Source organism: Curtobacterium sp. NPDC092190 (genome assembly GCF_044755625.1).
Taxonomy (GTDB): domain Bacteria; phylum Actinomycetota; class Actinomycetes; order Actinomycetales; family Microbacteriaceae; genus Curtobacterium.
This window is the reverse complement of sequence record NZ_JBIVRJ010000002.1, coordinates 425,040-447,345: the sequence shown is the minus strand read 5'-3', so window position 1 is coordinate 447,345 and position 22,306 is coordinate 425,040. Positions and strand designations below refer to the sequence as shown.

At 71.9% G+C, this 22,306-nt stretch carries 26 protein-coding genes; 7 read left to right on the top strand and 19 right to left on the bottom strand.

The genetic code is table 11. The features are described 5' to 3' along the window. Nucleotides 1-31: 31 nt before the first annotated feature. Nucleotides 32-1,594, bottom strand: a complete 1,563-nt coding sequence (locus ACIQFY_RS06280) for an NCS1 family nucleobase:cation symporter-1 (protein WP_400338834.1) — start codon at nucleotides 1,592-1,594, stop codon at nucleotides 32-34. 215 nt (nucleotides 1,595-1,809) lie between these two features. Between ACIQFY_RS06280 and ACIQFY_RS06275 the strand changes: the two genes are divergently transcribed. Beyond that, on the top strand, nucleotides 1,810-2,364 hold the full coding sequence (locus ACIQFY_RS06275; RefSeq protein WP_209684983.1) for a VOC family protein: 555 nt from the start codon (nucleotides 1,810-1,812) through the stop codon (nucleotides 2,362-2,364). Between the two features lie 97 nt (nucleotides 2,365-2,461). Here ACIQFY_RS06275 and ACIQFY_RS06270 read toward each other — a convergent pair whose 3' ends face one another. Genes ACIQFY_RS06270 through ACIQFY_RS06260 form a run of 3 tightly spaced genes read right to left on the bottom strand, consistent with a single transcriptional unit; the run spans nucleotide 2,462 to nucleotide 4,191 of the window. Continuing rightward, nucleotides 2,462-3,037: a uridine kinase gene (locus tag ACIQFY_RS06270; protein WP_400338832.1), complete on the bottom strand. Its 576-nt coding sequence runs from the start codon at nucleotides 3,035-3,037 to the stop codon at nucleotides 2,462-2,464. Nucleotides 3,038-3,091: 54 nt separating this feature from the next. Continuing rightward, nucleotides 3,092-3,637: a cysteine hydrolase family protein gene (locus ACIQFY_RS06265; protein ID WP_400338829.1), complete on the bottom strand. Its 546-nt coding sequence runs from the start codon at nucleotides 3,635-3,637 to the stop codon at nucleotides 3,092-3,094. A gap of 38 nt (nucleotides 3,638-3,675) precedes the next feature. Next, on the bottom strand, nucleotides 3,676-4,191 hold the full coding sequence (locus ACIQFY_RS06260; protein WP_400338828.1) for a SecDF P1 head subdomain-containing protein: 516 nt from the start codon (nucleotides 4,189-4,191) through the stop codon (nucleotides 3,676-3,678). Nucleotides 4,192-4,306: 115 nt separating this feature from the next. Between ACIQFY_RS06260 and ACIQFY_RS06255 the strand changes: the two genes are divergently transcribed. From ACIQFY_RS06255 to ACIQFY_RS06245, 3 genes are all read left to right on the top strand, one after another. Then, a complete protein-coding gene (locus ACIQFY_RS06255; RefSeq protein WP_400338826.1) occupies nucleotides 4,307-4,513 on the top strand; it encodes a hypothetical protein in 207 nt (68 codons plus the stop codon). A gap of 10 nt (nucleotides 4,514-4,523) precedes the next feature. Continuing rightward, nucleotides 4,524-5,099 (top strand): VanZ family protein, encoded by a 576-nt coding sequence (locus ACIQFY_RS06250; RefSeq protein WP_311206071.1) that lies wholly within the window; start codon nucleotides 4,524-4,526, stop codon nucleotides 5,097-5,099. 214 nt (nucleotides 5,100-5,313) lie between these two features. Then, nucleotides 5,314-5,595, top strand: coding sequence for a hypothetical protein (locus tag ACIQFY_RS06245; RefSeq protein WP_400338824.1), 282 nt, complete (start codon nucleotides 5,314-5,316; stop codon nucleotides 5,593-5,595). 23 nt (nucleotides 5,596-5,618) lie between these two features. Here ACIQFY_RS06245 and ACIQFY_RS06240 read toward each other — a convergent pair whose 3' ends face one another. The 3 genes from ACIQFY_RS06240 to ACIQFY_RS06230 all read right to left on the bottom strand — a co-directional run bounded on the left by ACIQFY_RS06240 (nucleotide 5,619) and on the right by ACIQFY_RS06230 (nucleotide 7,050). Next, entirely contained in the window at nucleotides 5,619-6,152 is a 534-nt protein-coding gene (locus tag ACIQFY_RS06240) for a GNAT family N-acetyltransferase (protein ID WP_400338823.1), read from the bottom strand. A 20-nt stretch (nucleotides 6,153-6,172) separates the two neighbouring features. Next, nucleotides 6,173-6,769, bottom strand: a complete 597-nt coding sequence (locus ACIQFY_RS06235; protein WP_400338821.1) for a VOC family protein — start codon at nucleotides 6,767-6,769, stop codon at nucleotides 6,173-6,175. Between the two features lie 134 nt (nucleotides 6,770-6,903). Beyond that, nucleotides 6,904-7,050 carry a hypothetical protein gene (locus tag ACIQFY_RS06230; protein WP_400338820.1) on the bottom strand — a complete coding sequence of 49 codons (147 nt, stop codon included), beginning with the start codon at nucleotides 7,048-7,050 and terminating at the stop codon, nucleotides 6,904-6,906. A gap of 140 nt (nucleotides 7,051-7,190) precedes the next feature. Here ACIQFY_RS06230 and ACIQFY_RS06225 point away from each other — a divergent pair, with 140 nt between their 5' ends. After that, entirely contained in the window at nucleotides 7,191-7,646 is a 456-nt protein-coding gene (locus ACIQFY_RS06225) for a VOC family protein (protein WP_400338818.1), read from the top strand. Nucleotides 7,647-7,745: 99 nt separating this feature from the next. Here the strand turns inward: ACIQFY_RS06225 and ACIQFY_RS06220 are convergent, their stop codons facing one another. The 3 genes from ACIQFY_RS06220 to ACIQFY_RS06210 all read right to left on the bottom strand — a co-directional run bounded on the left by ACIQFY_RS06220 (nucleotide 7,746) and on the right by ACIQFY_RS06210 (nucleotide 10,512). Then, nucleotides 7,746-8,468: a VIT1/CCC1 transporter family protein gene (locus ACIQFY_RS06220; protein ID WP_209684975.1), complete on the bottom strand. Its 723-nt coding sequence runs from the start codon at nucleotides 8,466-8,468 to the stop codon at nucleotides 7,746-7,748. An 87-nt stretch (nucleotides 8,469-8,555) separates the two neighbouring features. Beyond that, complete coding sequence (locus ACIQFY_RS06215; protein WP_066655463.1) at nucleotides 8,556-9,050, bottom strand: GNAT family N-acetyltransferase; 495 nt, start codon at nucleotides 9,048-9,050, stop codon at nucleotides 8,556-8,558. Nucleotides 9,051-9,111: 61 nt separating this feature from the next. After that, on the bottom strand, nucleotides 9,112-10,512 hold the full coding sequence (locus ACIQFY_RS06210; protein ID WP_400338813.1) for an LLM class flavin-dependent oxidoreductase: 1,401 nt from the start codon (nucleotides 10,510-10,512) through the stop codon (nucleotides 9,112-9,114). Between the two features lie 113 nt (nucleotides 10,513-10,625). Between ACIQFY_RS06210 and ACIQFY_RS06205 the strand changes: the two genes are divergently transcribed. Beyond that, the gene (locus tag ACIQFY_RS06205) at nucleotides 10,626-11,114 is read left to right on the top strand and encodes an SRPBCC family protein (protein ID WP_209684973.1); all 489 of its coding nucleotides are present in this window, start codon (nucleotides 10,626-10,628) and stop codon (nucleotides 11,112-11,114) included. A gap of 10 nt (nucleotides 11,115-11,124) precedes the next feature. Here ACIQFY_RS06205 and sufU read toward each other — a convergent pair whose 3' ends face one another. From sufU to ACIQFY_RS06175, 6 genes are all read right to left on the bottom strand, one after another. Continuing rightward, on the bottom strand, nucleotides 11,125-11,571 hold the full coding sequence (sufU, locus tag ACIQFY_RS06200; RefSeq protein WP_066655467.1) for a Fe-S cluster assembly sulfur transfer protein SufU: 447 nt from the start codon (nucleotides 11,569-11,571) through the stop codon (nucleotides 11,125-11,127). Continuing rightward, a complete protein-coding gene (locus ACIQFY_RS06195; protein ID WP_400339233.1) occupies nucleotides 11,568-12,863 on the bottom strand; it encodes an aminotransferase class V-fold PLP-dependent enzyme in 1,296 nt (431 codons plus the stop codon). Before ACIQFY_RS06195 ends, sufU begins: the two co-directional genes overlap by 4 nt. A 98-nt stretch (nucleotides 12,864-12,961) precedes the next feature. Continuing rightward, nucleotides 12,962-13,174, bottom strand: a complete 213-nt coding sequence (locus ACIQFY_RS06190; RefSeq protein ID WP_066655469.1) for an antitoxin — start codon at nucleotides 13,172-13,174, stop codon at nucleotides 12,962-12,964. Nucleotides 13,175-13,347: 173 nt separating this feature from the next. Then, entirely contained in the window at nucleotides 13,348-14,643 is a 1,296-nt protein-coding gene (locus ACIQFY_RS06185; RefSeq protein ID WP_400338810.1) for a chloride channel protein, read from the bottom strand. A 121-nt stretch (nucleotides 14,644-14,764) separates the two neighbouring features. Beyond that, a complete protein-coding gene (locus ACIQFY_RS06180) occupies nucleotides 14,765-16,885 on the bottom strand; it encodes an alpha-galactosidase (RefSeq protein ID WP_400338809.1) in 2,121 nt (706 codons plus the stop codon). A 136-nt stretch (nucleotides 16,886-17,021) separates the two neighbouring features. Continuing rightward, complete coding sequence (locus ACIQFY_RS06175; RefSeq protein WP_326495362.1) at nucleotides 17,022-18,005, bottom strand: magnesium and cobalt transport protein CorA; 984 nt, start codon at nucleotides 18,003-18,005, stop codon at nucleotides 17,022-17,024. Nucleotides 18,006-18,104: 99 nt separating this feature from the next. Here ACIQFY_RS06175 and ACIQFY_RS06170 point away from each other — a divergent pair, with 99 nt between their 5' ends. Continuing rightward, the gene (locus ACIQFY_RS06170) at nucleotides 18,105-18,959 is read left to right on the top strand and encodes a tryptophan-rich sensory protein (RefSeq protein WP_400338806.1); all 855 of its coding nucleotides are present in this window, start codon (nucleotides 18,105-18,107) and stop codon (nucleotides 18,957-18,959) included. A gap of 35 nt (nucleotides 18,960-18,994) precedes the next feature. Here ACIQFY_RS06170 and ald read toward each other — a convergent pair whose 3' ends face one another. From ald to ACIQFY_RS06155, 3 genes are all read right to left on the bottom strand, one after another. Continuing rightward, entirely contained in the window at nucleotides 18,995-20,095 is a 1,101-nt protein-coding gene (ald, locus tag ACIQFY_RS06165; RefSeq protein ID WP_400338803.1) for an alanine dehydrogenase, read from the bottom strand. A gap of 141 nt (nucleotides 20,096-20,236) precedes the next feature. After that, nucleotides 20,237-21,241, bottom strand: a complete 1,005-nt coding sequence (locus ACIQFY_RS06160; RefSeq protein ID WP_400338800.1) for a helix-turn-helix domain-containing protein — start codon at nucleotides 21,239-21,241, stop codon at nucleotides 20,237-20,239. Between the two features lie 61 nt (nucleotides 21,242-21,302). Continuing rightward, on the bottom strand, nucleotides 21,303-22,244 hold the full coding sequence (locus tag ACIQFY_RS06155; RefSeq protein ID WP_251154656.1) for a sugar-binding transcriptional regulator: 942 nt from the start codon (nucleotides 22,242-22,244) through the stop codon (nucleotides 21,303-21,305). Nucleotides 22,245-22,306: the final 62 nt, after the last annotated feature.

The window sequence follows — 22,306 nt, the reverse complement described above, 5'->3', positions numbered from 1 at the left end:
GCCGGGGTCGGTGCAGGGGTGTGGCGGACGGTCAGTCGCGTCCTGCAGCCGCGCCGTCGTCGACCGTCGGGTCCTCCGATGCCAGCACCGGCATCCGCGGCGACCGGCGCTCGAGCGCCCAGAAGACGACCAACCCGAGGCCGCAGCCGATGAACCAGCTGTAGTTGCTCAACCAGGGCAGCACGCCCGTCGCCGGCGGCAGCACCGCGCTCGCGACCGACACGGCACCGGCGAGCAGGAGCGTCCACATCGCGTTCGGGTTCCACCCGGCGCGGTACCAGTACCGGGCGGTGGGCTCCTTCGTGTACATGTCGTCGACCGCCACCCGCTGCTTCGCGACCAGGTAGTAGCCGGCGATCAGGATGCCGAACAGCGGGCCGATCAGCGCGCCGAGGATGCCGAGCGTGTAGAGGATCGCCTGGTCGTTGCCGTACCAGTTCCACGGCGTCAGGAGGACCGAGCCGACCGCCGCGATCATGCCGCCCGTCCGCCAGCTGATCTTGCGCGGGGCGACGTTCGAGAAGTCGAACGCGGGGCTGATGAAGTTCGCGACGATGTTGATGCCGACGGTCGCGGTGACGAACGTCAGACCGCCGAGCAGGATCGCGAAGGGTGCGTCGATCGCCTGGACGGTCTCGATCGGGTCGGTGATGAGCTTGCCGAACACCGGGACCGTCGCGCTCGCGCAGAGCACGGTGAGGACCGAGAAGAACAGGAAGTTGACCGGCAGGCCCCAGAGGTTGCCGCGCTTGACGGCTCGGAACGAGCGACCGTAGCGCGAGAAGTCACCGAAGTTCAGCATCGGGCCGGAGAAGTAGCTGACGACGATCGCCACGGCCGAGAGCATGACCGGGATCGAGGCACCGAACGACATCGGCGCGCCCGTGTGCAGCGTCAGTGAGATGTTGCCGATGCCGGCCCGGGCGACGAGGTAGACGGCGAGCGCGATCATCACGACGTAGACGGCCGGACCGGCGAAGTCGATGAAGCGGCGGATCGCCTCCATGCCCATCGAGAAGAGCGCGGCCTGCGCGACCCAGAGGATGCCGTACGAGATCCAGCCCAGCGCGGAGAGCCCGAGGAACGAGTGGTCGAGCAGCGCCGCTGAGCCCGGGACGAACTTCAGGAACACGATGTTGAGCGACTGCGCGGCGAGGAAGGTCTGCACGCCGTACCAGGCCGTCGCGATCAGGCCGCGGATGACGGCGGGGACGTTCGCCCCGATGACGCCGAACACCGCGCGGTTGATGACCGGGTACGGCACCCCGGTGCGCTGGGACGGCTTCGCGACGAGGTTCGCGAACACCTGCACGATGAGGATGCCAACGACCAGCGCGACGAGCACCTGCCAGCTCGCGATGCCGAGCGCGAAGAGCGACCCGGCCGTGACGTACCCGCCGACCGAGTGCACGTCGGACATCCAGAAGGCGAAGATGTTGTAGCTCGTCCATCGCTGCTCGCGCAGCGGGGCGAGGTCCTCGTTGGTGAGCGCCGGGTCGTACCCGGGCTTGACGATGCCGGCGCCGGCGGCTGCCGACGACGTCGTCCGGGGGGCGTGGGGCGCGGCGACCGGGGTCGCGATCTCTGTGACCAAGGCGTCCTCCGTGGGAGTGTGCGGCGGGGGTCCCCGCTCGAGGACGACGCTACGAAGGCACTTCGCGTCGCCCGTTTCCCTCGTGTAACGGTCGTGTGACACGGACAGCCCGCTGGAACGCTCGTTCCGGACGGCAGCTGCGGGATGCCGCAGGGAACGCCGCAGGTCCTGCCCCAAGCCCGTCCAGGCCGCCCGACCGGCTCCATCATCGAGGGATGACCACGGGCATCCGGATCGACCACGTCGGTGTCACCGTGCCGGACGTGGAGGCCGCCACGGCGTTCTTCGCGAACGCCTTCGACGCCGTCGTGCTGTACGACGTGCGCCGGACCACCGACGAGCCGAACGGCACACCGGAGGCCCACCGCTACCTCGGCATCCCGTCGTCCATGGCGCAGGGCGCGATCCGCATGCTCGCGCTGCCCGAGGGACCCGGACTCGAGCTCTTCGAGTACCGCGGGCCCGACCAGCGCGCCGCCGCGCACCCGTCGGACCTCGGGTGGCAGCACCTGGCGCTGTACGTCGACGACCTCGACGCAGCCCTCGCCCGCGCGGAGTCCGCCGGTGCCGTCCGCAACTCGGACCCGCGGCCGCTGCGCGGCGAGGAGGCCGGGGAGGGCAACCGGTTCGTCTACACGCGCACCCCGTGGGGGTCGACGCTCGAGTTGGTCACCTACCCGACGCCGCAGCCGTACCTGCTGCACGCGCCGCGGGCGAAGTGGGCGCCGTGGCCGGACGTCGCCCAGCTCCGGCAGCTGGACCGGGCCTGACCGCATCCGGCTCGTGACCGGCCTGGAGGCACGGCTCGCGGCCGCCGCGCCGGTCACTGCGGGCGCCGGGTCGCGTCCACGTCGAGAGGCGGACGGGTCAGCGGGACGGCTCGACGAGCAGGTCGGCAGCGTCGCGCGGCGCGAAGCGCTGCGCGAAGTCCCGGTCGTTCGGGATCCAGACGTCGCGCCAGAGCGCGTCGTGACTGCGGCCGAGTGCCCGGTCACGGGCCGTACCGCGGCGAGCTGCGGTGTCGAGGTCGACGTCGCACCAGACGGTCGCGTCGAGCGCGGGCAACGCCTCGGGGTGGAAGAGTCCGATGAGGTCCAGGACGAGGATCCTCGCCTGCGGGAGCGGTTCCTCGGGACCGAGGGCCCGCCGTGCCCAGTCGTACCGCTGGAAGTGCCCGGGTCGTCCTCCTCGGAACGGTTCCAGCACCGTCGAGACCAGGCGGTCGCGCTCCACCCCGTCCCAGTCCGAGGAACGGCGGTGTGATCGAGCGGGGTCCAGGAAGTCGTCGCCGCGGAGGCGCACGGCATCGGGCAGTGTTGCGACGAGGCTGCGTGCGAGCGTCGACTTGCCGGAGCCGCAGAAGCCGGAGATGCCGACGACCAGCGGGTGCCCCACGACCCGCGCTCGCTCGGCGATGTGCTCGAGGACGGTGTCCTGGTCCATCCGGCGAGTGTAGGAGGAGCGGTCACTCCCGACGTCGACCCGGTGCGCCTCCGCTCACCGATCGGGACGGAACTGCACCTGGTCGTGTCGCTCGGCAGCGGAGCGACGGCCCGGGTAGCGGAGGCCGTCGAAGGACGTGTTCGTGTGCGCGACGATCTGTTCGCCGGTGATCACGACGCCGTCGTGCTCGGCGTCCGTCGTCGTGTGCGCGTCGGACACCAGCGTGACGTCGAACCCGCGCGCGGCCGCTGCCCGCATGGTCGTCCGGATGCAGTGGTTGCTCTGGGCGCCGACGACGACCAGGTGCCGGACGCCCGACGATGCCAGGACGTCAGCGAGGTCGGTACCGGCGAAAGAGTCGCGGTACTCCTTGCGGACGAGCGGCTCGCCGGCGCCTCGTTCGAGCGGCGCCGCGAGCGCCCACTGATCGGTGCCTTCCGCGAAGCTGCCGTGGTCTTGCACCCAGACCACGGGTACGCCCGACGCCCGCGCCCGATCGACCAGCTGTGCGGAGCGACGGAGCACGCCGTCGGCATCGAAGCAGCCCTGCAGGACGCCGCGTTGGAGGTCGATGACGAGCAGCGCAGTGACGGTGGGCATGCCCGATCCTCTCACCGGGCGGTTCCGGGAGGGACCGGCTACCGGGAGTCCTCGGACGTCGTCGCGCGGAGGCGGTCGTCGACCTCGCGAGCTTCGGCGGACGACCCGAACGCGAGGGTGACCTCACCGCCGGTGAGGGGTTCCATGACCTGGGGCGCCGAGATCACCCTGCCGTCGAGGAGGATCGCCATGCGCTCGTCGATCGTCTCGCGGGTGGCCGAGGCCAGGACATCGCTGTCGGTCCTGTCGAACTGCAACACGATCGACCCGCCCGCACCTTCGCCGTCGGAGCGGTGCGCCGAGGTCGGCGTGATCGACCCGAGCGACTTCGCCAACCGGTAGGTGGTCGCGCCGTCCTGGTCACACGCCGATGCTGCGACGTCAGTGGTGACCAGCGGCGCAGTGCACGCCTCCTCGACCTCCGACACGACGGCTCGGAGCTGCAGCGACTTCATCGCCGGACCGTCAGCAGGCGGCGCCTGGGTCGCGCAACCGGTGAGGACCGCGACCAGGCCAGCGGCGGCCGCGAGGCGGGTGGACCGTGGACCCTTCATCGCACCAGGGTAGGACTCGACGGGAACTCACGACAGTCCCCCGCCCGCCGGTTGACACGACGAACGGCTGCACGAGCGCGCGGTCGCGGACGCGGCGACCGGTAGCGTCAGTCCCATGGGTGACCGCCAGCGGCTGAGCAGACGTCTCCCGCTGTGGACGATGCTCCTCGGCGGTGTCGTCCTTCTCGGCGTCGCCGCGCTGCTGTTGTTCCTCGTCGACTCGATGCTGGTCTTCCTGGCCATCTCACCGCTCACCATGTTCGGGCTGTTCACGCTTGCCTACGCCGGCGGAGAGTGGCGACGACGGAGCGACGACACGTAGTGTCGTGCTGATGTCAGACAACCCGTACGGCGAAGTCCCCGCCCTGCCCGTTGCATCTGTCTTCGGCATCATCGTCTTCGTCGTGCACCTGGTGTTCCTGCTCCGGTCCGGACGGTTCACCTGGCAGCGCGCGACCGTCGCTGGGGTGATCGCTGTCTACGCCGCGGGCATCCTCGCGAACACCGTCTTCCCCGTGTTCCTCGATCCGCTCCCCGACGCTGAGCCGTGGACGCCAGCGCTGGCGCTGATCCCGTTCTCCGACTACGAAGCTGCGGACGCGGTGACCAACGTGGTCGTGTTCGCCCCGCTGGGCGTCCTGATCCCGCTCCTGATGCGCCGCCCGTCCTGGTGGAAGGTCCTCCTCGCCGCCGCGGCGGTGAGCCTGGCGATCGAACTGCTGCAGCTTGCTGCGCAGCGGCTCTTCTCCGGTGGCCACGTCGCCGACGTCGACGACTTCATCTGGAACACCGTCGGTGGGGTCCTCGGCTACGCGGTCTTCGTCCTGGCGTCACGGACGCCGGGCCTGTCCCGTCTCCTCGACGTCTTCCGCTGGCACCCGGCACCGAGGGAAGAACACGTCGCCTGAGATCGTACGATGCGGCATGGTTGCTGCTGTGGAACCGTGGACCTGAGCGACGACCTACAAGCTCGTCCTGACGAGCTACATCTGGCTCGCTGGAGCTGTCGCTCCGACCGGTGCGGTCATCACCTGCATCGTCATCGCCATCCGGGGCGGTGTCTCGCTCGACGGAGCCGCCAGCGCCCTCCTGTTCGTCGTCGTCTTCGTCGTCGTCTTCGCCGTGATCGCCGCCGTCGGCGCTGCCGTGGCGCTGCCGTTCACCCAGCTCCTCGGCCGCGCGCTCCGACGCACTCGGAGCCGTGCCGTCCGTGTGAGCGCACATGCCGTCCTCGGCGGAACACTCGCCGCGATCGGCATGCAGGTGCTCCTGCTGGCCTTCGAGGACGACCACCTCACTTGGCAGTACCCACTGGCCGTCTCGGTCCCCGCAGGGATCGCGGCTGCCATCGGCCGCTGGCGACTCGACGAAGCGGAACGCCGCCGGTCGTTGCTGTCCGAGTAGCCGATCGGGTACCGAGTCCCGCGTCAGCACTCGTCGCTTGCTGGTGGTCGCTCCCGCCAGAGGACCTCGTCGTCGCAACGGGTGCTCGTCGGGTGCATCCCGATCCGCAGGGCGACACGTGCTGAGGCTCCGTGCTCCGGGTGGATCCGCGCCCTGAGCTCCCGCACGTCGACCGAGCGCAGCCACGTCGCTGCGCGCTCCGCGGATTCGGTCGCGAACCCGTGCCCTTGCCCGCTCGGCGTGACGAGCCAGGCGAGGTCCGCCGTCGTGACCTGGGCGGTCCGGTGCAGGGTCGCCTGCACGAACCCGATCGGCGCGCGGCCCTGGCGGGGGCGGATGATCCAGTTCAGCCACCCTGCGGTGCCGTCCTGGGACCGACCCCGGACCTGACGGGTGTAGCGCGCACGGAGTTCCTCCAGGCTCGGCGGTCCGCCGCCGGTGAAGTGGTACAGCTCCACCGGCGCGAGCACGTCCACCATCACGTCGGCGTGTTCGACGGTCAGGGGTTCGAGGCAGAGACGGTCTGCGCTGAGCGGGACGGCGCGCGGCCACGGCATGCTCGCATCCTTCCAGCTGTTCAGTCGATCACCGGACGTCCGCCGAGACCAGCAGTCACGGGCTGGAGGCGTTTCCCAGCACCGAGCGTCACCTCCTGCTGCACGGAGGTGCGCACCGTGACGGCGGTGTCCGCGACGTGACGCGTGCTGGTCGGGAACCACGCGCGGCCGGGGGTGACCAGGATGAGGAGACCGTCGACGTCTCCGACGGCAGCGAACTCGCTGGTGGGCTCGTTCCCGTAGGGCTGGAGGTCTGCTGCTCGCAGGGTCGCGACCGCGGCGAGGACGTCCGGGACTGCCACGCCGATCTCGCTCACGCACACGAGATCGGCAGCGGCGAAGGACTCCACCTCTCGGGGAGGCAGGGCTCGACGTTCGATGAGTTCCAGCACCTGGTCATCAGGGCCGTCGAAGTACATCGACCGCGAGTCCCACGACGGGGGTCCTCCGAACTCCGTCCGATCGTCGATCGACAGGAGCAGCACGCGCTGTCCGAGCCACCGGCGGGCCAGGTCGAACGACCCGGTCGGGATGGTGAACGCGAGGTGGTGAGCGCCCTCGGAGTCGCTCTCCACGAAGCGCAGCCGGCTCAGGCCGATGGCCACGGTCACGGTCACGCTCGGACCGTCCCGCTCGACCTCACACCCGAGTCGGTCGAAGAACCCGGCAACGACCGACGCGGACCGTGTGGGCAACAGGGCTTCTCCGATCTGCATGCGTCCACCTCACACCCGTGGCCCTGGACCATCGATCACCGGACGCGCACCATGAGCTCGGACGGGTCAGCCGACGGTGCGAAGCCGAACTGCGCGGAGAGACCGTGTGCATCTCGGGTCGACGGGAGCGTGCGCTCCAGGCCGGGCGGTTCGAGGTCCTCGACCACGGCAGCGAGGAGCATCCCGCCCTCTCCTCGACCACGTACTCCCGGTGCGACGAAGGTCGTCGTTCCGCGCCCCTCGGCTCCGGTTGCTCGCACGTCGTGATCGCGACGACAGTGCCCGTGGGCCGAGCTGTCCGGTGGAGCGCGATACTGATCGGATGACAGCACCACTCGTCTCGGACGTCGCTCACGCCGGGCTCACCGTGGACGACCTCGACGACGCGCTGGTGCTGTGGTGCTCCGGTCTCGGCTTCGCGCTCGAACGGACCTTCACGCTCGACACGCGGACCACGACTGCGACCACCGGTGTCGAGGGATCCACCATCCGTGCAGCCACGGTCACGCTCGGGGACCAACGGATCGAACTGCTGCAGTACGACCCTCCCCGCTCGGGTCGAGCATCCGACTCCCCCGCGCACACCGGCACGGTCCACATCGCGCTGACCGTCTCGGACCTCGACCGCGTGCTCGACCTCTGCGCAGCACACGGCTGGCGGCCCGTCGGGGAACCGCACGAGATGACCAGTGGCGCCCGGACCGGCACACGGATCATCTACCTCGAGGGTGCGCTCGGCGGCTTCCTCGAACTGATCGCCCGACCCCAGCTTCCCTGACGCCACGAGCGGGGACGGCCTCGGGTCGCTCCCGGGAGCGCATCGCCCTGACGCGAGTGGTCGCTGATCGCGATAGCAGACGCGACCGTCCCCGTCCGGTCAGAGCGCGTGCGTCCCGAGCAGCGCCCCGGCCACGTAGGTCGCCGCGAGCGCGAGCGCCCCGCCGACGACCACCCGCAGCGCCGCGCGACCCCGACGGGCACCGCCGAGCACCGCACCGGTCGTGCCGGTCAGGGCGAGCGCGACGAGCGAGGCGGTCACGGTGACCGGCACGCGGAGGGCTTCCGGCGCGAGCAGCATCGCGAGGAACGGCAGCAGTGCGCCGACCGTGAAGGTCGCCGCCGACACCCAGGCGGCACGCCAGGGGCTGACGATCTCGTCCTCGGCGTCGTGCAGGGCCGCTTCGGCGCGGCGACGACGGACCTCGGGCCGCGTCAGCTCCCGCGCGACGGCATCCGCGACGTCCCCCTCGACCCCGAGCGACCGGTAGTGCGCCGCGAGCGCCGGGGCGTCCTCGGCGTCGGCCTCGAGCTTCGCCTGCTCGGCGGCCTGCCCGGTGCGCTGCGCGTCGCGGGCACCGCTCACCGAGATGTACTCGCCGAGGGCCATCGAGATCGCCCCGCCGACGAGCGCCGCGGTGCCGGCGGCGACGATCGGTCCCGTGCCCGCGCCGGCTCCGGCGACCCCGACGAGCACGGCCGCGACGGACACGATGCCGTCGTTCGCGCCGAGCAGCCCGGCCCGGAGCCAGTTGAGCCGCGCGGCGCTGGTGGCGTCGTCGTGCTCGGAGGTGGGGAGCGAGAGGTCCGATGCGGTCGACATGACGGCCATCGAACCACTCCGGAGCAGTTCGCGCCAGCAAGGTGAGGCAAGCCTGATCAGGGCTTTCGTGGTGAGGTGAGCCTCACCTCACCGAACGGAGGCCGCCTGCCAGACCCGGGTCGGACGGCCGTTCAGCGCGTGCGGGAACGGGTCACCGACCGGTCGGAAGCCCGCGCTCGTGTAGAGCGCGAGGGCGGGTGCGTTGTCGTCCAGCGCGTGCAGCTCGCACCGGTCGTGCCCGGCGGCTGCGGCGGCGTCCACCGCGGCGGTGAGCAGTCGACGGCCGAGTCCGTGCCCCTGTGCCGCCGGCGCGACCGCGAGGAGGCTGAGGTACGCGCCGTCGCTCGGCGCGCCGCCGGTGCCGGGTGCGGTGACGAGGGCGAACCCGAGCGGGGCGCCGCCGTCGTCGGCGACCACCAGGGCCACCCGCTCCGCGGCGAACTTCTCGTGCGCACGTGCGCGCACGGCGTCGGAGGCCGGCACCCCGTCCCGGTCCGCGACGGCGGCGACCCAGAGCGCGATGCAGGCGGCCGCGGTCGCTTCGTCGTCCGCGGTGCGCACGACGAAGGACGACCCGATCACCCGACCACCATACGTCGCACGCCCCGACGGGCGGTCAGGTCGGAGCCCGCCGCGCGATCGGTCAGACGGTCGCCCGCGAGCCGACCCGGTACCGGGCTCCGCGGTGCTCCTCCGGCAGCCGGTCGCCGCGGCCGTGCAGCTTGTGACGGAGCGACCCCTCGACGTACTCGTCGGGGTAGGCACCGCGCGCGCGGAGCTCGGGCACGACGAACTCGATGACGTCCTCCCACGTGCCGGGGGTCACCGCGTACGCCAGGTTGAACCCGTCCACGTCGGTCTGCTCCTGGATGTCGATCAGCTGCTGGGCGATCCTCGCCCCGGAACCGACGGCCACCGGACCGAGGCCGCCGATCGCCGTGTGCTCCGCGATGTCCCGGACCGTCCAGTTCGACCCGTCCTCCCCCGTCGCCGCGGACAGGTTCGCCGCCGCCGACTGGATCGCGTTCGACTCGATGTTGCCGAGCGGCTCGTCCAGGTCGTACTGCGACAGGTCGACGCCCATCCAGCCGGAGTTGAGCACGAGCGCGCCCTCGGCCGACGCGTACGACCGGTAGTCGCGGTACTTGGCCTGCGCTGCCTCGTCGGTCTCGTCGGTGATGACGGTGAGCAGCGTGTAGACGCGGGCGGCGTAGCGGTCGCGACCAGCGGCCTCCAGGGCGTCACGGATCCTGCCGACGGTCGCGGCGAGCTGCGGGATGGTCGGCGCGCCGACGAAGACCGCCTCGGCGTTCTCGGCGGCGAAGCGGATGCCGCGGGGCGAGGCGCCCGCCTGGTAGACCACGGGGCTGCGCTGGACCGAGGGCTCGGTCAGGTGGATGCCGGGCACGTCGAAGTGCGTGCCGTGGTGCTCGATCGGGTGCACCTTCGACGGGTCGGTGAAGACACCGGTCTCGCGGTCCTCGACGACGGCGTCGTCCTCCCACGAGCCCTCCCACAGCTTGTAGAGCACCTCGAGGTACTCGTCGGCGACGTCGTAGCGGTCGTCATGGGAGAGCTGGTCGGTCTGCCCCATGTTGCGCGCGGCGCTCGGCAGGTACCCGGTGACGACGTTCCAGCCGATGCGGCCCTTCGTCAGGTGGTCGAGCGTCGAGATGCGCCGGGCGAACGGGTACGGGTGCTCGTAGGCGGTCCCCGCGGTGATGCCGAAGCCCAGGTGCTCCGTCACGGCGGCCATCGCGGAGACGAGCAGGATCGGGTCGTTCACCGGCACCTGCGAACCGGTGCGGAGCGCGGCCTCGTTCGTCCCGCCGTACACGTCGTAGGTGCCGAGGACGTCGGCGATGAAGATGCCGTCGAAGCGCCCGCGCTCGAGCAGCTGCGCCAGGTCCGTCCAGTACGACAGGTCGTTGTAGTGCCGCGAACGGTCGCGGGGGTGGCGCCACAGCCCCGAGGACTGGTGCGCGACGCAGTTCATGTCGAACGCGTTGAAGCGGATCTGCCGGGTCTCGTTCGTCGAGGTCACGCGGCGAAGCTACGTCCAGCAGCCCGACGCGTCACGTGAGGTGACGCCGTGTGACGCCCGCCCGACGCACGGCGCCGCGGACCTGAGTCGATCTCGCGTGGCAGCATGGCGGCGTGCCCGTCGTCGAGTCCCGCTGCGTCGTCCCCGTCCCCGTCGAGGTCGCCTTCGCCGTGTCGCAGGTGCAGGGACCGGTCCGGAAGCGCTGGGACCCCTTCATCCGTCGACAGCACCTCATCGGCGCCGACGCGCCGGCGAAGGGCGTCCGGACCTTCACGGTGCAGCGCTCGGGCCTGCGGATGGAGAGCGAGTACGTCTCGTACAACCCGCCCTCGAACGTCGGCATGAAGATGACGAAGGGCTCGTGGTTCTTCGAGAAGATGGGCGGTGGGTGGCGCTTCACGCCGGTGGAGGGCGAGCCGGGCCGCACGCTGGCGGTGTGGCGCTACAACTTCACGTGCCGACCCGCCTGGCTCGCACCGCTGGCCGAGCGCATCGGCGCGTTCGTCCTGCAACGCGACATCGACCGACGGATCGCCGGGTTCGCCCGGGGGTGCAGCGACCCGGTCGTGCTCGCACACGTCGGTGCCGCTCCTGGGAGCTGACCGGACCGGTTCAGACCGCGGTGGCCTCGCGGACGGCAGCCTCGGCAGCCACCCAGGCGAGCATCCCGCACTTCACCCGCATGACGAACTTCGAGACGCCGTGGAAGGCGACGAGGTCCTCGAGGACGTCCTCGTCGGGCTCCCCGGCCCCGCGCGACCGCATCATCGTGCGGAAGGACTCGGTGAGCTCGAGCAGCTCCGGGACGGTCCGGCCGACGGCCATGTCGGTCAGCACCGACGCCGAGGCCATCGAGATCGAGCACCCGTCGCCCTGCCAGCCGATGGCCGCGATGCGGTCCGACCCGGGCTCGAGCCGCACGCTGACGGTGATCTCGTCGCCGCAGGTGGGGTTCCGTTCGAAGTGCGACGCGTCGGCGCCGTCGAGCACGCCGTCGCCGTGCCGCGCCTTCGCGTGGTCGAGGATGACCTGCTGGTAGAGGGAGTCGAGGCCGTTCACGAGGCCGCTCCGAAGTACCCGCGGACCTCGCCGACGGCGGTCAGGAAGCGATCGACGTCCTGCTCGGTCGTGTACACGTAGGTGCTCGCCCGGCTGGTCGCGACGAGTCCGAGCCGACGGTGCAGCGGCTGCGCACAGTGGTGCCCGGACCGGACCGCGATGCCCTGCGCGTCGAGGTACTGCGAGACGTCGTGGGCGTGCACCCCGTCGACGTCGAAGGAAACGAGTCCGGAGCGCGGCACCCCGGCGGGCGGGCCGACGACCCGGATGCCCGGCACCGCCGCCAGACCGTCGAGCATCCGGCGGGCGAGGTGCTCCTCGTGGGCGCGGACGCGTTCCATGCCGATGCCCTGCAGGTAGCGGACCGCCTCGGCGAGTGCGACGGCCTGGGACACCGGCTGCGTCCCGGCCTCGAAGCGCTCGGGCGCCGGCATGTACTCCGACGACTCCATCGTCACGGTCGTGATCATCGACCCACCGGTGCGGAACGGCGGCAGGGCGTCGAGGAGTTCCCCGCGACCCCACAGGACGCCGATGCCGTTCGGCCCGAGCATCTTGTGCCCGGAGAACGCGGCGAAGTCGACGCCGAGCTCCTGCACGTCGAGGGGCCGGTGCGGCGCGGACTGGCACGCGTCGAGGACGACGAGGGCGCCGTGCGCGCGGGCCGCTGCCACCACCGCGGCGACGGGCGCGACCATGCCGGTGACGTTCGAGACGTGCGCGAACGCCACGATCCTCGTCTGCTCGGTGATCCGGGAGACCGCGTCCTCGGCGGTCCAGGTGCCGTCGTCGGCCACCGGGACCCAGCGCAGGGTCGCCCCGGTGAGCGCGGCGAGCTCCTGCCACGGCACGAGGTTCGCGTGGTGCTCGGCCTCGGTGACCAGGACCTCGTCGCCGGGGCCGATGCGGAAGCGCTCCGCCGCCGCTCCCCCGCGTCCACGGCTGGCGTTCGCGATGCCGTACGCGACGAGGTTCAGCGCGTCGGTGGCGTTCGCCGTCCAGACGACCTCGGACGGCGACGACGCCCCGACGAAGCCGGCGACCGTGGCCCGTGCGTCCTCGTAGGCGTCGGTGCTCAGGGCCGCGAGCATGTGCGCACCGCGGTGGACGGCCGCGTTGTCGTGCTCCAGGAACCGTCGCTCGGCGTCGAGCACCTGCCGCGGCCGCTCGGCCGTCGCGCCGGAGTCGAGGTACGCGAGCGGCTGCCCGTTCACCTCCTGCTGGAGGATCGGGAAGTCCCGCTTGATCGCGGCGACCTCGGACTCGGTCAGCGGCTGGTTCGGGGCGAGCACGGTCACGCGGTCAATCGTGGTCGGTCCCGCCCCGTGCGTCCAATCGCCTGCAGCGGACAAGGAGCCGGAACGGCGGCGGGACGCAGGCAGGCCGGCCGCTACTCGTTGCCGATGCGCTTGTCGGCCTGCTCGCGTGCGGCGTCGATCTTGTCGTCGTACTTGCCGCCCGTGGCCTTCTTCACCGCGTCGGCCACGCCGCCCAGGACCTTGTCGCTGACGTCCTCGGCCTTCTCGCTCTTCAGGGCGTCCTGGACCTTGCCGTCCTTCAGGAGCTCCTGTGCCTTCTTCGTGATGTCGTCGAACCCCGCCATGGACGGCTCCTCGCCTCGTGCGGGGCCCGTCGCCCCGACCTGCCGCCGATGGTAGGCGCGGCCCCGGCGCCTGTCCGGGTGGGCCGGCCCGGTGTCGCGGCTCCGGCGCCTGTCCGGGTCGCGGCCGGCCCGGTGTCGCGGCCGGCCCGACCCGGTCCGGACGGACGGACGACTCAGACCATCTGCGCGCTGCGTCGCCGCGCGAGCAGGTAGGAGACCGCGACCGAGCCCGTGATCGCCAGGAGCGACGGGATGAGGATGTCCGTGCCCTCCTGCGTGAACTCGACGACGAGCACGAGCGCGGTGAACGGCGCTCGCATCGTGGTCGCCAGCAAGGCCGCCGCTCCGACGAACGCGAACGCCGCCAGGCTCGACCCGTCAGCGGGCCAGAGCAGCACCCACAGGCCGCCGAGCGCGGCGCCCACCGCGGAGCCGACGGCGATCGAGGGCGTCAGCGTGCCACCGACCGCACCGGCTCCGATGGTCGCCGAGGTCGTGATCGTGCGGATGATGCCGAGGAGGAGCAGGAACACGATCGGCGACAGCCCGGCGAACGTCGGTCCCTCGGTCGTGGCGTTCATCGCGACGAGGCCGAGCGCGCGCCCGTTGCCGAGGATCTCCGGGAACGGCACGGCGATGAGCCCGACCATCGCGAAGACGACGGGCAGCACGACGAGCAGGTGCCACCCCTTCGGCGCCGTGGCCTGCAGCCGGTTCGTGAGCTTCACGAAGCCGACGCCCGCGAACCCGAGCAGCGGCCCGACGACGACCGCCCAGACCAGCAGCGACGGCGACAGGTGCATCGCGGGCACGTCGTAGAGCACCTCGTCCGGGATCACGAGCCGTGCGGTGAACGCGGCGATCGCGCTCGTCGCGAAGGCCGGCAGTGCGGTCGCGAACGTGAGTTCACCGAGCAGCACCTCGACCGCGAAGAGCGCGCCACCGAGCGGCACGTCGTACACCGCCGCCAGGCCGGCAGCAGCACCGCAGGCGACGAGGATGCGCGTCTCGCGCCCCGTCAGGCCGGCACGAGCGGTGACGAGCTGGGACAGCCAGGCACCGATCTCGCGGGGCGCGACCTCCTTGCCGATGGAGGCGCCGAGCCCGACGGCCAGGATCTGCACCGCGGCGTTCGCGACCGTGGCGAGCGCCGGCATCCGCTTGCCGTCGACCGCGCCGGTCACCGACACCACGGGCTTCGCCCACCGCCGGAGCGCCCACCACGCGACGCCCGTGAGCACGCCGGCCGCGGCGAGCGCGAGGAAGCGGTTGAGCCCGGAGGGCGCATCGGCCGCTTCGCGGTGCCCGCCGAACGGGTACCCGAAGGCGACGAACTGGATGGCCTGCAGGGCGAGCCACACCGAGATGCCCGCGACGCCGCCGGCGATGCCGACGAGCCCGGTGATCACGGCGAGCTTGAGGGCCCAGACCGGCGTGGTCGTGCGTGTCGCGTTCCCGGTCTGCGGCATGACCGGAAGCCTAGCGGCGATCGCGACCGGCCCACGGACGGCCGACGGCACCCGTGGACGGACGGGAGGCCCGTGGCGGGACCGCCACGGGCCTCCCGTCCGGCTGCTGGTCGCGTCGCGGTCAGACGGCCGTCACGCGGAAGGGGACCACTCGGTCCGCCGGCAGGAGCGGCGGCTGCAGGCCGACCTGCTCGAGCACGCGGCCGCTGAAGACGCGGTCGCCGGACCACCAGTCGGGCGCGCGGACCTCGTGGTCCTCGCCGACCAAGACCGGGTCGACGCGGTACCGCGTGTCCGGGTCGAGGTCACGGAGGACCACGCGCCCGATGCCCGACACCTCGGACCGGCCCGTGCTCGCGACGAAGAACACGGCCTGGCGGCGGTCCTCGGCGACCACGCCGTACACCAGGCGCGTGGGGTCGACCTCGTCGACGCGGACGAGCAGGCCGCCGTGCAGGAGTGCGCGCCACTCCTTGTGCAGCGCGATCCACGACGCGAGGGTGCGCTCCTCGTCCGCGGTGGCCTGCGCGAGGTCCCACTCGATGCCGAAGTGCCCGATCAGCGCGGTGCCCGCTCGGAAGGACACGTCGTGGAAACGGCCCGTCGTGTGGTTCACCCCGCTGGCGACGTGCGCGCCGAGGAGCTCCGGCGGCAGCAGCTGCTGCGTCCAGCGGTGCATCTGCTGACGCTCGAAGGGGTCGATGTCGTCGGACACCCACACGCGGTCGGTGTGCTCGATCACCGCGAGGTCGACACGCGCACCGCCGGACGAGCACGACTCGATCTCGAGCCCCGGGAAGCGTTCCTTGAGCGTCGCCATCAGGCGGTAGGTGGCGAGGGTCTGCTCGTGCACGGCTGCCCCGCCGCCCGGGTGCCCGGCCTCGACCAGGTCGCGGTTGTGGTCCCACTTGACGTAGTCGACGCCGTACTCGCCGATGATCGCGGTCATCCGCTCGAGCACGTACGCGTACGCCTCCGGGATCGCGAGGTTGAGCACCTGCTGGTCACGCGAGCGGACGGGCAGCCGGCCGTCCGCCTGCATGATCCACTCCGGGTGCGCTCGGGCGAGGTCGCTGTCCTCGTTCACCATCTCGGGCTCGAACCACAGCCCGAACTCCATGCCGAGGGCACGGACACGGTCGACGATCGGACCGAGGCCGTCCGGCCAGACGTCCTCGTCGACGTACCAGTCACCGAGACCGGCGTGGTCGTCACGGCGACCGCGGAACCAGCCGTCGTCGAGCACGTACCGCTCGACGCCGAGCCGGGCGGCCCGCTCGGCGAGGTCGGTGAGGCGGGCGAGGTCGTGGTCGAAGTAGACCGCCTCCCAGACGTTGATCGTCACCGGCCGCGGGGTCGACGGGTGCTGCGGGCGGCTGCGGAGCCAGTGGTGGAACCGGCGGGCCTGGTCGTCGAGGCCGTCACCCCACGCGCCGTACACCCAGGGGCCCTCGTAGGTCTCGCCGGTGTCCAAGCGGACCTCGCCGGGGAGCAGGAGCTCGCCACCACCGGCCACCTGGCGCCCGGTCGCGAGCCGCTCGGCGAAGTGACGGTGGTTCCCGCTCCACGCGGTGTGCACGCCCCAGACCTCACCGCGGGCGAACCCGAATCCGGGCTCCCCCACGCTGAGCACGGTCGCGGCGTCCGCTCCGGTGCGACCCTTGCGGCTGTCGCGCTCGTGCGTGCCGACGACGAGCTCGCGACGCTGCGGGGTGCGCTCCTTGCCCCAGCGGCCGGCGAAGTCGAGGACCTCGCGGGCGCGGGAGGGCACGGGCAGCGCCACGGTCAGGTCGTCCACCGTGTAGGTGCCGACGGCGGTGTTCGTGACGGCGGCGCGGGCGCGCACCAGGCCGGACACGAGCAGCTCGAGCGTCACGCGGACGGCGAGGCCCGCGGTGGTGTCCTCGGCCTCGGCGGTCACGTGGGTGTCGTCGACGTCGATCGCCGTGACGGTGAAGGCCGGTGACCAGTCGCGACCACCACGGTGGCCGGAGAGCCCGGGGCGACCGGTCCACCCGCGGTGGGGCTCCGGCAGCAGTGCGAGGCGGACGGGCACGTCGGCCTCGTTGTTCGCGACCGGGGCCACGTCGGCGTCCGCGAGGGCGACGAGCTCGTCGTGGGCGAGCGGCCCGAGGGCAGCGCCCCAGTGCACGACGGCGGGCAGCGCGCCGTCGCGGCAGTCGAGCACGACGGACACCCCACCGGCGGTCAGGTGGACGAGGTCGTTCGTGGTGGTGGGCATCGTTGCTCCGGTCGGCGTCGTCGACGCCTGTGCGTCGTGGGCACGACGAGCCTGGCTGGCGCGGCGCGTGCTGCGCAACACGACGCGCGAGGGTCCGCGGAACCGGCGGGGCCGGGCCGTCCGGGACGGTGGGTCGTCAGAACCAGCGCTTCACCTTGAAGACGACGAACAGGATCGCGGCGAAGGCGATCATCGCGACGAGCGACAGCGGGTACCCCCACGTCCACGACAGTTCGGGCATGTGCGTGAAGTTCATCCCGTAGATCGCCGCGATGAGCGTCGGCGCGAACAGGATCGCCGCCCAGCCCGAGATGCGCTTCGTGTCGTCGTTCTGCTTCTGCGCGGCGAGGGTCGAGTCGACCGTCAGCGCGTTCTGCAGCAGCTGTCGGAAGGTGTCGAGTCGCTCGACCGTGCGGATGACGTGGTCCAGGACGTCGCGGAAGCGGCGCTGCAGCTCCACCGGCAGGTGGTACTTCTCCGCGCCGCGGTGCAGGTTCTCGATGATGCCGATGAGCGGACGGGCCGCGCGTTGGAAGTCGACGACCTCGCCGAACAGCTCGTAGATGCGCCTCGACACCCCCGCCACCCCGGAGAACAGTTGGTCCTCGATCTGGTTGATGTCCTCCTCCAGGCCGTCGATCACCGGTGCGTAGCCGTCGACGATCGAGTCCATGAGCGCCCAGAGCTGCGCCTGCGGTCCCGCCGTCACGAGGGCCGGCTTGCCGCTGAGCCGTCGGAGCGCGTGCGGGACGGCCTGCGCGCCACGTGGGTCCGCCGGGACGACCGCCAGGAAGAAGTCCTGCCCGACGAAGGCGTGCACCTCGCCGAACTCCACCTCCTCCGGGCCGTCGTGGTAGACCGCCGGCTTCAGCACCGTGAAGAGCGTCGAGCCGTAGCGTTCGAGCTTCGGGCGCTGGTGCCCCTCGGCGGCGTCCTCGACCGCGAGCTCGTGCAGCCCGAGGGCGACAGCGACGTCCCCGAGCTCCTCGGCGTCGGGGCGGTGCAGCACGATGCACGCGCTGGCGCCCTGCTCGCCGATCATCCGGAAGGTGTCGTCGAGCGACGGGCAGGCGATCGGGGCGATGCGGTCGACGTAGACGGTGTTGAGCTCGACGGTCACGATGCCACCGTACGCACCGCCCGTCGGCCCGTCCCCCGGCCACCTGGACGTCGGCTGCGTCCGACGCGACGGCACGGGCCTACCGTACGGGTCATCAGCATGCTGACGAACGGAGCGGACATGAAGAAGATCTGGAAGCGCATCGCGGTCGCCGTGAGCGCTGTGGTGGCAGTGGTCGGCGCCTTCGTCGGCTCGGGCGCAGCGGGCGGGACCCCCATCGCCGAAGCAGCCGGCGGTGCACTCTCGGCGTCGTCGACCGCGATCGCACCGGCCGGCCCCGCGTTCTCGATCTGGAGCGTCGTCTACGTCGGGTTGATCGCCTACACGGTGCGGCAGTTCTTCCGCACCGCCGACGACGAGCGCCACGAGCGCCTGTTCGTCCCCGCGGTGCTGTCGCTGCTGCTCAACGCGGCCTGGATCCTGTCCGTGCAGTTCGGGTTCCTGTGGGCGAGCGAGCCGATCATCGTCGCGCTGCTCGGCGTCCTGGTCTGGGCGTTCGCGGTGCTGCGGCGGACGCGTCCCTCCGGTGCCGTCGAGGCGATCGTGACCGACGGGACGTTCGGGCTCTACCTCGGGTGGGTCTGCGTCGCGACCGCGGCCAACACCGCTGCGGTGCTGACGGCCGCGGGCTTCCGGGGCTTCGGACTCGGGCAGGACGCCTGGGGCGTGCTCGTCGCCGCGGTCGCCGGGCTCGTCGGGGTGCTCCTGGCGATCTGGGGCGGCGGACGATTCGCACCGACCGCGGCGCTGTCCTGGGGTCTCGCGTGGGTCGCGGTCGGACGGCTCGACGGGCCGCTCGTGTCCGTGCCGACGGCGGTCACGGCCGTCGTGGCGATCGCCGCCGCGGTCGTGGTCACCCTCGTGGTGCGCGCCCGGGTCGGCTGGGCCGCGCGCTCGCGCGGGGCGCGCGGCGCGGCCGGCGCCGCGGCCGCGGCCGCGGCCCGCGCGGCGTAGCCGCGCCCGGCGGCCGCCCGCGCGGCGCCGGCGCGTCAGCGCGCGGCGGCCGCAAGGCCGTGCGCGGCCGCGACGGCCTCGTTCACGACCTGGCCGGCGTGCACGTTCACGCCCTTCGCGAGGGCCGGGTCGACCTCGGTGGCCCGCTCCCACCCCTGGTCGGCGATCGCGAGAGCGTAGGGCAGCGTCGCGTTCGTCAACGAGATCGTGCTGGTGCGCGGGACGGCACCCGGCATGTTCGCGACGCAGTAGTAGACGGCGTCGTGCACGCGGAAGGTCGGGTCGTCGTGCGTGGTCGGCCGCGAGCCCTCGAAGCAGCCGCCCTGGTCGATCGCGATGTCGACGAGCACCGACCCCTGCCGCATGTCCGCGACCATGGCGTCGGTCACGAGCTTGGGCGCCGAGGCACCGGGGATGAGCACCGACCCCACGACGAGGTCCGCCTCGCGCAGCGCATCGGCGATCGCGTGCGACGACGACCGCAGCGTCGTGATCCGACCGTCGAACCGGGCGTCCAGCGCACGCAGCCGCGGCAGGCTGATGTCGAACACCGTGACCTCGGCGCCGAGCCCGAGGGCCATGGTCGCGGCGTGCTCCCCCGCGACCCCGCCGCCGATGACGACGACCCGGCCGCGCGGCGTGCCGGGGACCCCGCCGAGGAGCAGTCCGCGGCCGCCCTTCGTGCGCATGAGCTGATCGGCGCCGACCTGCACGGAGAGTCGCCCGGCGATCTCGGACATCGGCGAGAGCAGCGGCAGCGACCGGTCCGGCAGCTGCACGGTCTCGTAGGCGATCGCGGTCGCACCGGAGGCGACGAGCGCGTCGGTGAGCGGCCGGTCGGCAGCGAGGTGCAGGTAGGTGAAGAGCACCTGTCCCGGACGGATCGACGGGTACTCGGAGGCAACGGGCTCCTTCACCTTGAGGACGAGCTCCGCCTGCTCCCAGACCTCGGCGGCCGCGCCGACGACGGTGGCTCCCGCAGCCCGGTACTCGTCGTCCGAGAAGGACGATCCGGCTCCGGCGCCGGCCTGCACGAGCACGCGGTGACCGTGCAGCGCGAGCTCACCCACACCCGCCGGCGTGGCCGCGACGCGGTACTCGTTGTTCTTGACTTCGGTGGGGACGCCGATCAGCATCACGGACTCCTTCGTGGGCGGTGCAGGACGCCTCCACGATGCGCCGGAGTTCGTTTCGGACGCGTTTCCGCCGAACATCTGCACGGTTTCCGCCGATACGGTCGCACGAGATTCGGCTCGGCCCGCGCACATCCCGGCTGGTCAGTGCGTGCGGAGCGACTCGCTCGGCAGCTCGCCGAAGCGGGCGCGGTAGGTCGCCGAGAACCGGCCGAGGTGCCCGAACCCCCAGGCGCGAGCGATGTCCGCCACACTGGTGTCGTCGCGGTCACCGCGGAGCAGGTCCCCTCGGGCGCCGTCGAGCCGCACGCTGCGCAGCAGGTCACCCGGCGTCTGGTCGAGGTGCCGCCGGAGTGACTGCTGCAGCCCACGCGGACTGAGCCCGGCCGCCGCAGCGATCTCGGCGGTCCCGATGGCGTCCCGCGCGTGGGCGTGCACGTACTCGAGCGCCAGCCGCAGTCGGGCGTGCTCCGGACCGTTGCCGGTGACCGTCGACTGCCAGCGCTCGCGGTGCGGGAAGGCGTCGACCGCCGCGGTCACGAAGGCGTCGACGACCCCGCGCCGTGCCGCCGGGCTGAGGTCGTTGTCGCTGTGCAACCAGGTCGACGAGTGCGCGCGCACGACCGACTGCCAGGTGCGCACGCCGTCGGCGGTCGGACGGTGCATCGCGTCGAACGTGAAGTCGGCATCGCCCACGAGCGACCTGACGTGCGCCTTGTCGAGCTGCACCAGGTTCAGCCCGATGTCGCGGTGGTGCAGTTCGTACGCATCGGGCAGGACCACGGGCACGCCGGGCTCGAGGTCGATGCTCCGGCCGCCGAAGGTGAGGGTACTGGACCCGGACCGCAACCACGCGACGAGGACCTGGTCGTCCACGACACTCTCGGTCCGGAGGTCGACGAGGAACCGGGCCGTCCGCAGGGACAGCAGCCCGTCGCTCACCCCCGCGAAGTCCCACTGGGGACGCTGCCGGGTCCGTCGGACCCGGGGCGCCCGGAAGTCGTAGTCGCCGGTGAAGAACGACAGGGCTTCATCCACGTCGGTGCCGGCGATGCGGCGGAAGGAGCGGCCGTCCGTCGCGGTCGCAGGTGCCGCCGGGACGGCGCCGTCGGACTCCACCCGATCGGGGTTCTCGTGAGAAGGCACCATGCACCAGAACTTACGGGGCACCACCGACAAAGTAGGTCGGCACCTGATCCAGGCGGAGCGGTCAGGGCTGCAGGATCGCCTGCCCGACGCTCTCGTCCAGGATGAGGTCGGTGACCAGCCCGGCCGCGAGCGCCCCCTTGAGCGACGCCGCCTTCGAGCGCCCGGCGACCACGCAGACCCGACGCGGCGCCCGCTTGATCGTGTCGAGGTCCGGCGCACCTGCCCGGGCGTTCACGCCGATGTCCTTCCACGAGCCGTCGGCGCGGTAGAACACGGTCGAGACGTCCCCGACGACGCCGGCCTCGGTGAGCTCGTCGCGGTCGGACGGGTCGAGGTACCCGCCCGAGTACACGTGCGACGGCACCGGCGCCTGCGGAGCACCGACGCCGAACACGACGAGGTCCATCCGCTCGTGCAGGTCGAGGACGCGGCGGATCGAGCGCTCGCGGAACAGCGCCTCCTTCGTCGCCGGGTCGTCGAAGAACGCCGGCACCGGGAACTGCTGCACGAACGCGCCGTACGCCTCGCCGAACCGGCGCAGGATCTCCGACGCGTAGACGATGCCCGTGGTGCGGGTGTTCGCGGCGCCGTTGATCTGCACCACGGTGGACCCGTGCGTCGTCTTCGGCACCAGGTAGCGGCTCACCGCGCTGACGGTCGATCCCCACGAGATGCCGATCACCATGTTCGACTCGACGTACTGCGTCAGGATGCGCGCCGCGGACAGCGCCACCCGCTCCAGCCGGTCCACGTCGCTCGTGTGGTCCGGCACCGGCACGACGTGCGCGTGGACGCCGAACCGCGCGCGGATGTTGCGACTGAGCGCGGCGGCCTGGTCGAGGGGCGAGCGGATCTGGATGTCCACCAGCCCGGTGTCCCTGGCGTACTTCAGGAGGCGCGACACCGACGACCGCGAGGTCCCCAGCTCGTCGGCGATGGCGTCCATCGTCAGGTCCTGCAGGTAGTACAGGTGCGCGGCGCGCAGCGCCTGCTGCGTTCGCATCGGCTGCGCTGCGTCACTCACGGAATCGAGCATGCACGGACGTGCAGGGCCTCTGCAACCCC

Bases quoted from the DNA above. Each gene is read 5' to 3' on its own strand.
- ACIQFY_RS06230 (WP_400338820.1), bottom strand. From the start codon at position 7,050: ATGCTCCTCGCTGCCGTGGTCGAGGACCTCGAACCGCCCGGCCTGGAG.
- ACIQFY_RS06240 (WP_400338823.1), bottom strand. From the start codon at position 6,152: ATGCCGTGGCCGCGCGCCGTCCCGCTCAGCGCAGACCGTCTCTGCCTC.
- ACIQFY_RS06260 (WP_400338828.1), bottom strand. From the start codon at position 4,191: ATGAAGGGTCCACGGTCCACCCGCCTCGCGGCCGCCGCTGGCCTGGTC.
- ACIQFY_RS06225 (WP_400338818.1), top strand. From the start codon at position 7,191: ATGACAGCACCACTCGTCTCGGACGTCGCTCACGCCGGGCTCACCGTG.
- ACIQFY_RS06275 (WP_209684983.1), top strand. From the start codon at position 1,810: ATGACCACGGGCATCCGGATCGACCACGTCGGTGTCACCGTGCCGGAC.
- ACIQFY_RS06180 (WP_400338809.1), bottom strand. From the start codon at position 16,885: ATGCCCACCACCACGAACGACCTCGTCCACCTGACCGCCGGTGGGGTG.
- ACIQFY_RS06185 (WP_400338810.1), bottom strand. From the start codon at position 14,643: ATGCCGCAGACCGGGAACGCGACACGCACGACCACGCCGGTCTGGGCC.
- ACIQFY_RS06155 (WP_251154656.1), bottom strand. From the start codon at position 22,244: ATGCGAACGCAGCAGGCGCTGCGCGCCGCGCACCTGTACTACCTGCAG.
- ACIQFY_RS06160 (WP_400338800.1), bottom strand. From the start codon at position 21,241: ATGGTGCCTTCTCACGAGAACCCCGATCGGGTGGAGTCCGACGGCGCC.
- ACIQFY_RS06250 (WP_311206071.1), top strand. From the start codon at position 4,524: ATGTCAGACAACCCGTACGGCGAAGTCCCCGCCCTGCCCGTTGCATCT.
- ald (WP_400338803.1), bottom strand. From the start codon at position 20,095: ATGCTGATCGGCGTCCCCACCGAAGTCAAGAACAACGAGTACCGCGTC.
- ACIQFY_RS06170 (WP_400338806.1), top strand. From the start codon at position 18,105: ATGCTGACGAACGGAGCGGACATGAAGAAGATCTGGAAGCGCATCGCG.
- ACIQFY_RS06270 (WP_400338832.1), bottom strand. From the start codon at position 3,037: ATGGACCAGGACACCGTCCTCGAGCACATCGCCGAGCGAGCGCGGGTC.
- ACIQFY_RS06190 (WP_066655469.1), bottom strand. From the start codon at position 13,174: ATGGCGGGGTTCGACGACATCACGAAGAAGGCACAGGAGCTCCTGAAG.
- ACIQFY_RS06265 (WP_400338829.1), bottom strand. From the start codon at position 3,637: ATGCCCACCGTCACTGCGCTGCTCGTCATCGACCTCCAACGCGGCGTC.
- ACIQFY_RS06220 (WP_209684975.1), bottom strand. From the start codon at position 8,468: ATGTCGACCGCATCGGACCTCTCGCTCCCCACCTCCGAGCACGACGAC.
- ACIQFY_RS06255 (WP_400338826.1), top strand. From the start codon at position 4,307: ATGGGTGACCGCCAGCGGCTGAGCAGACGTCTCCCGCTGTGGACGATG.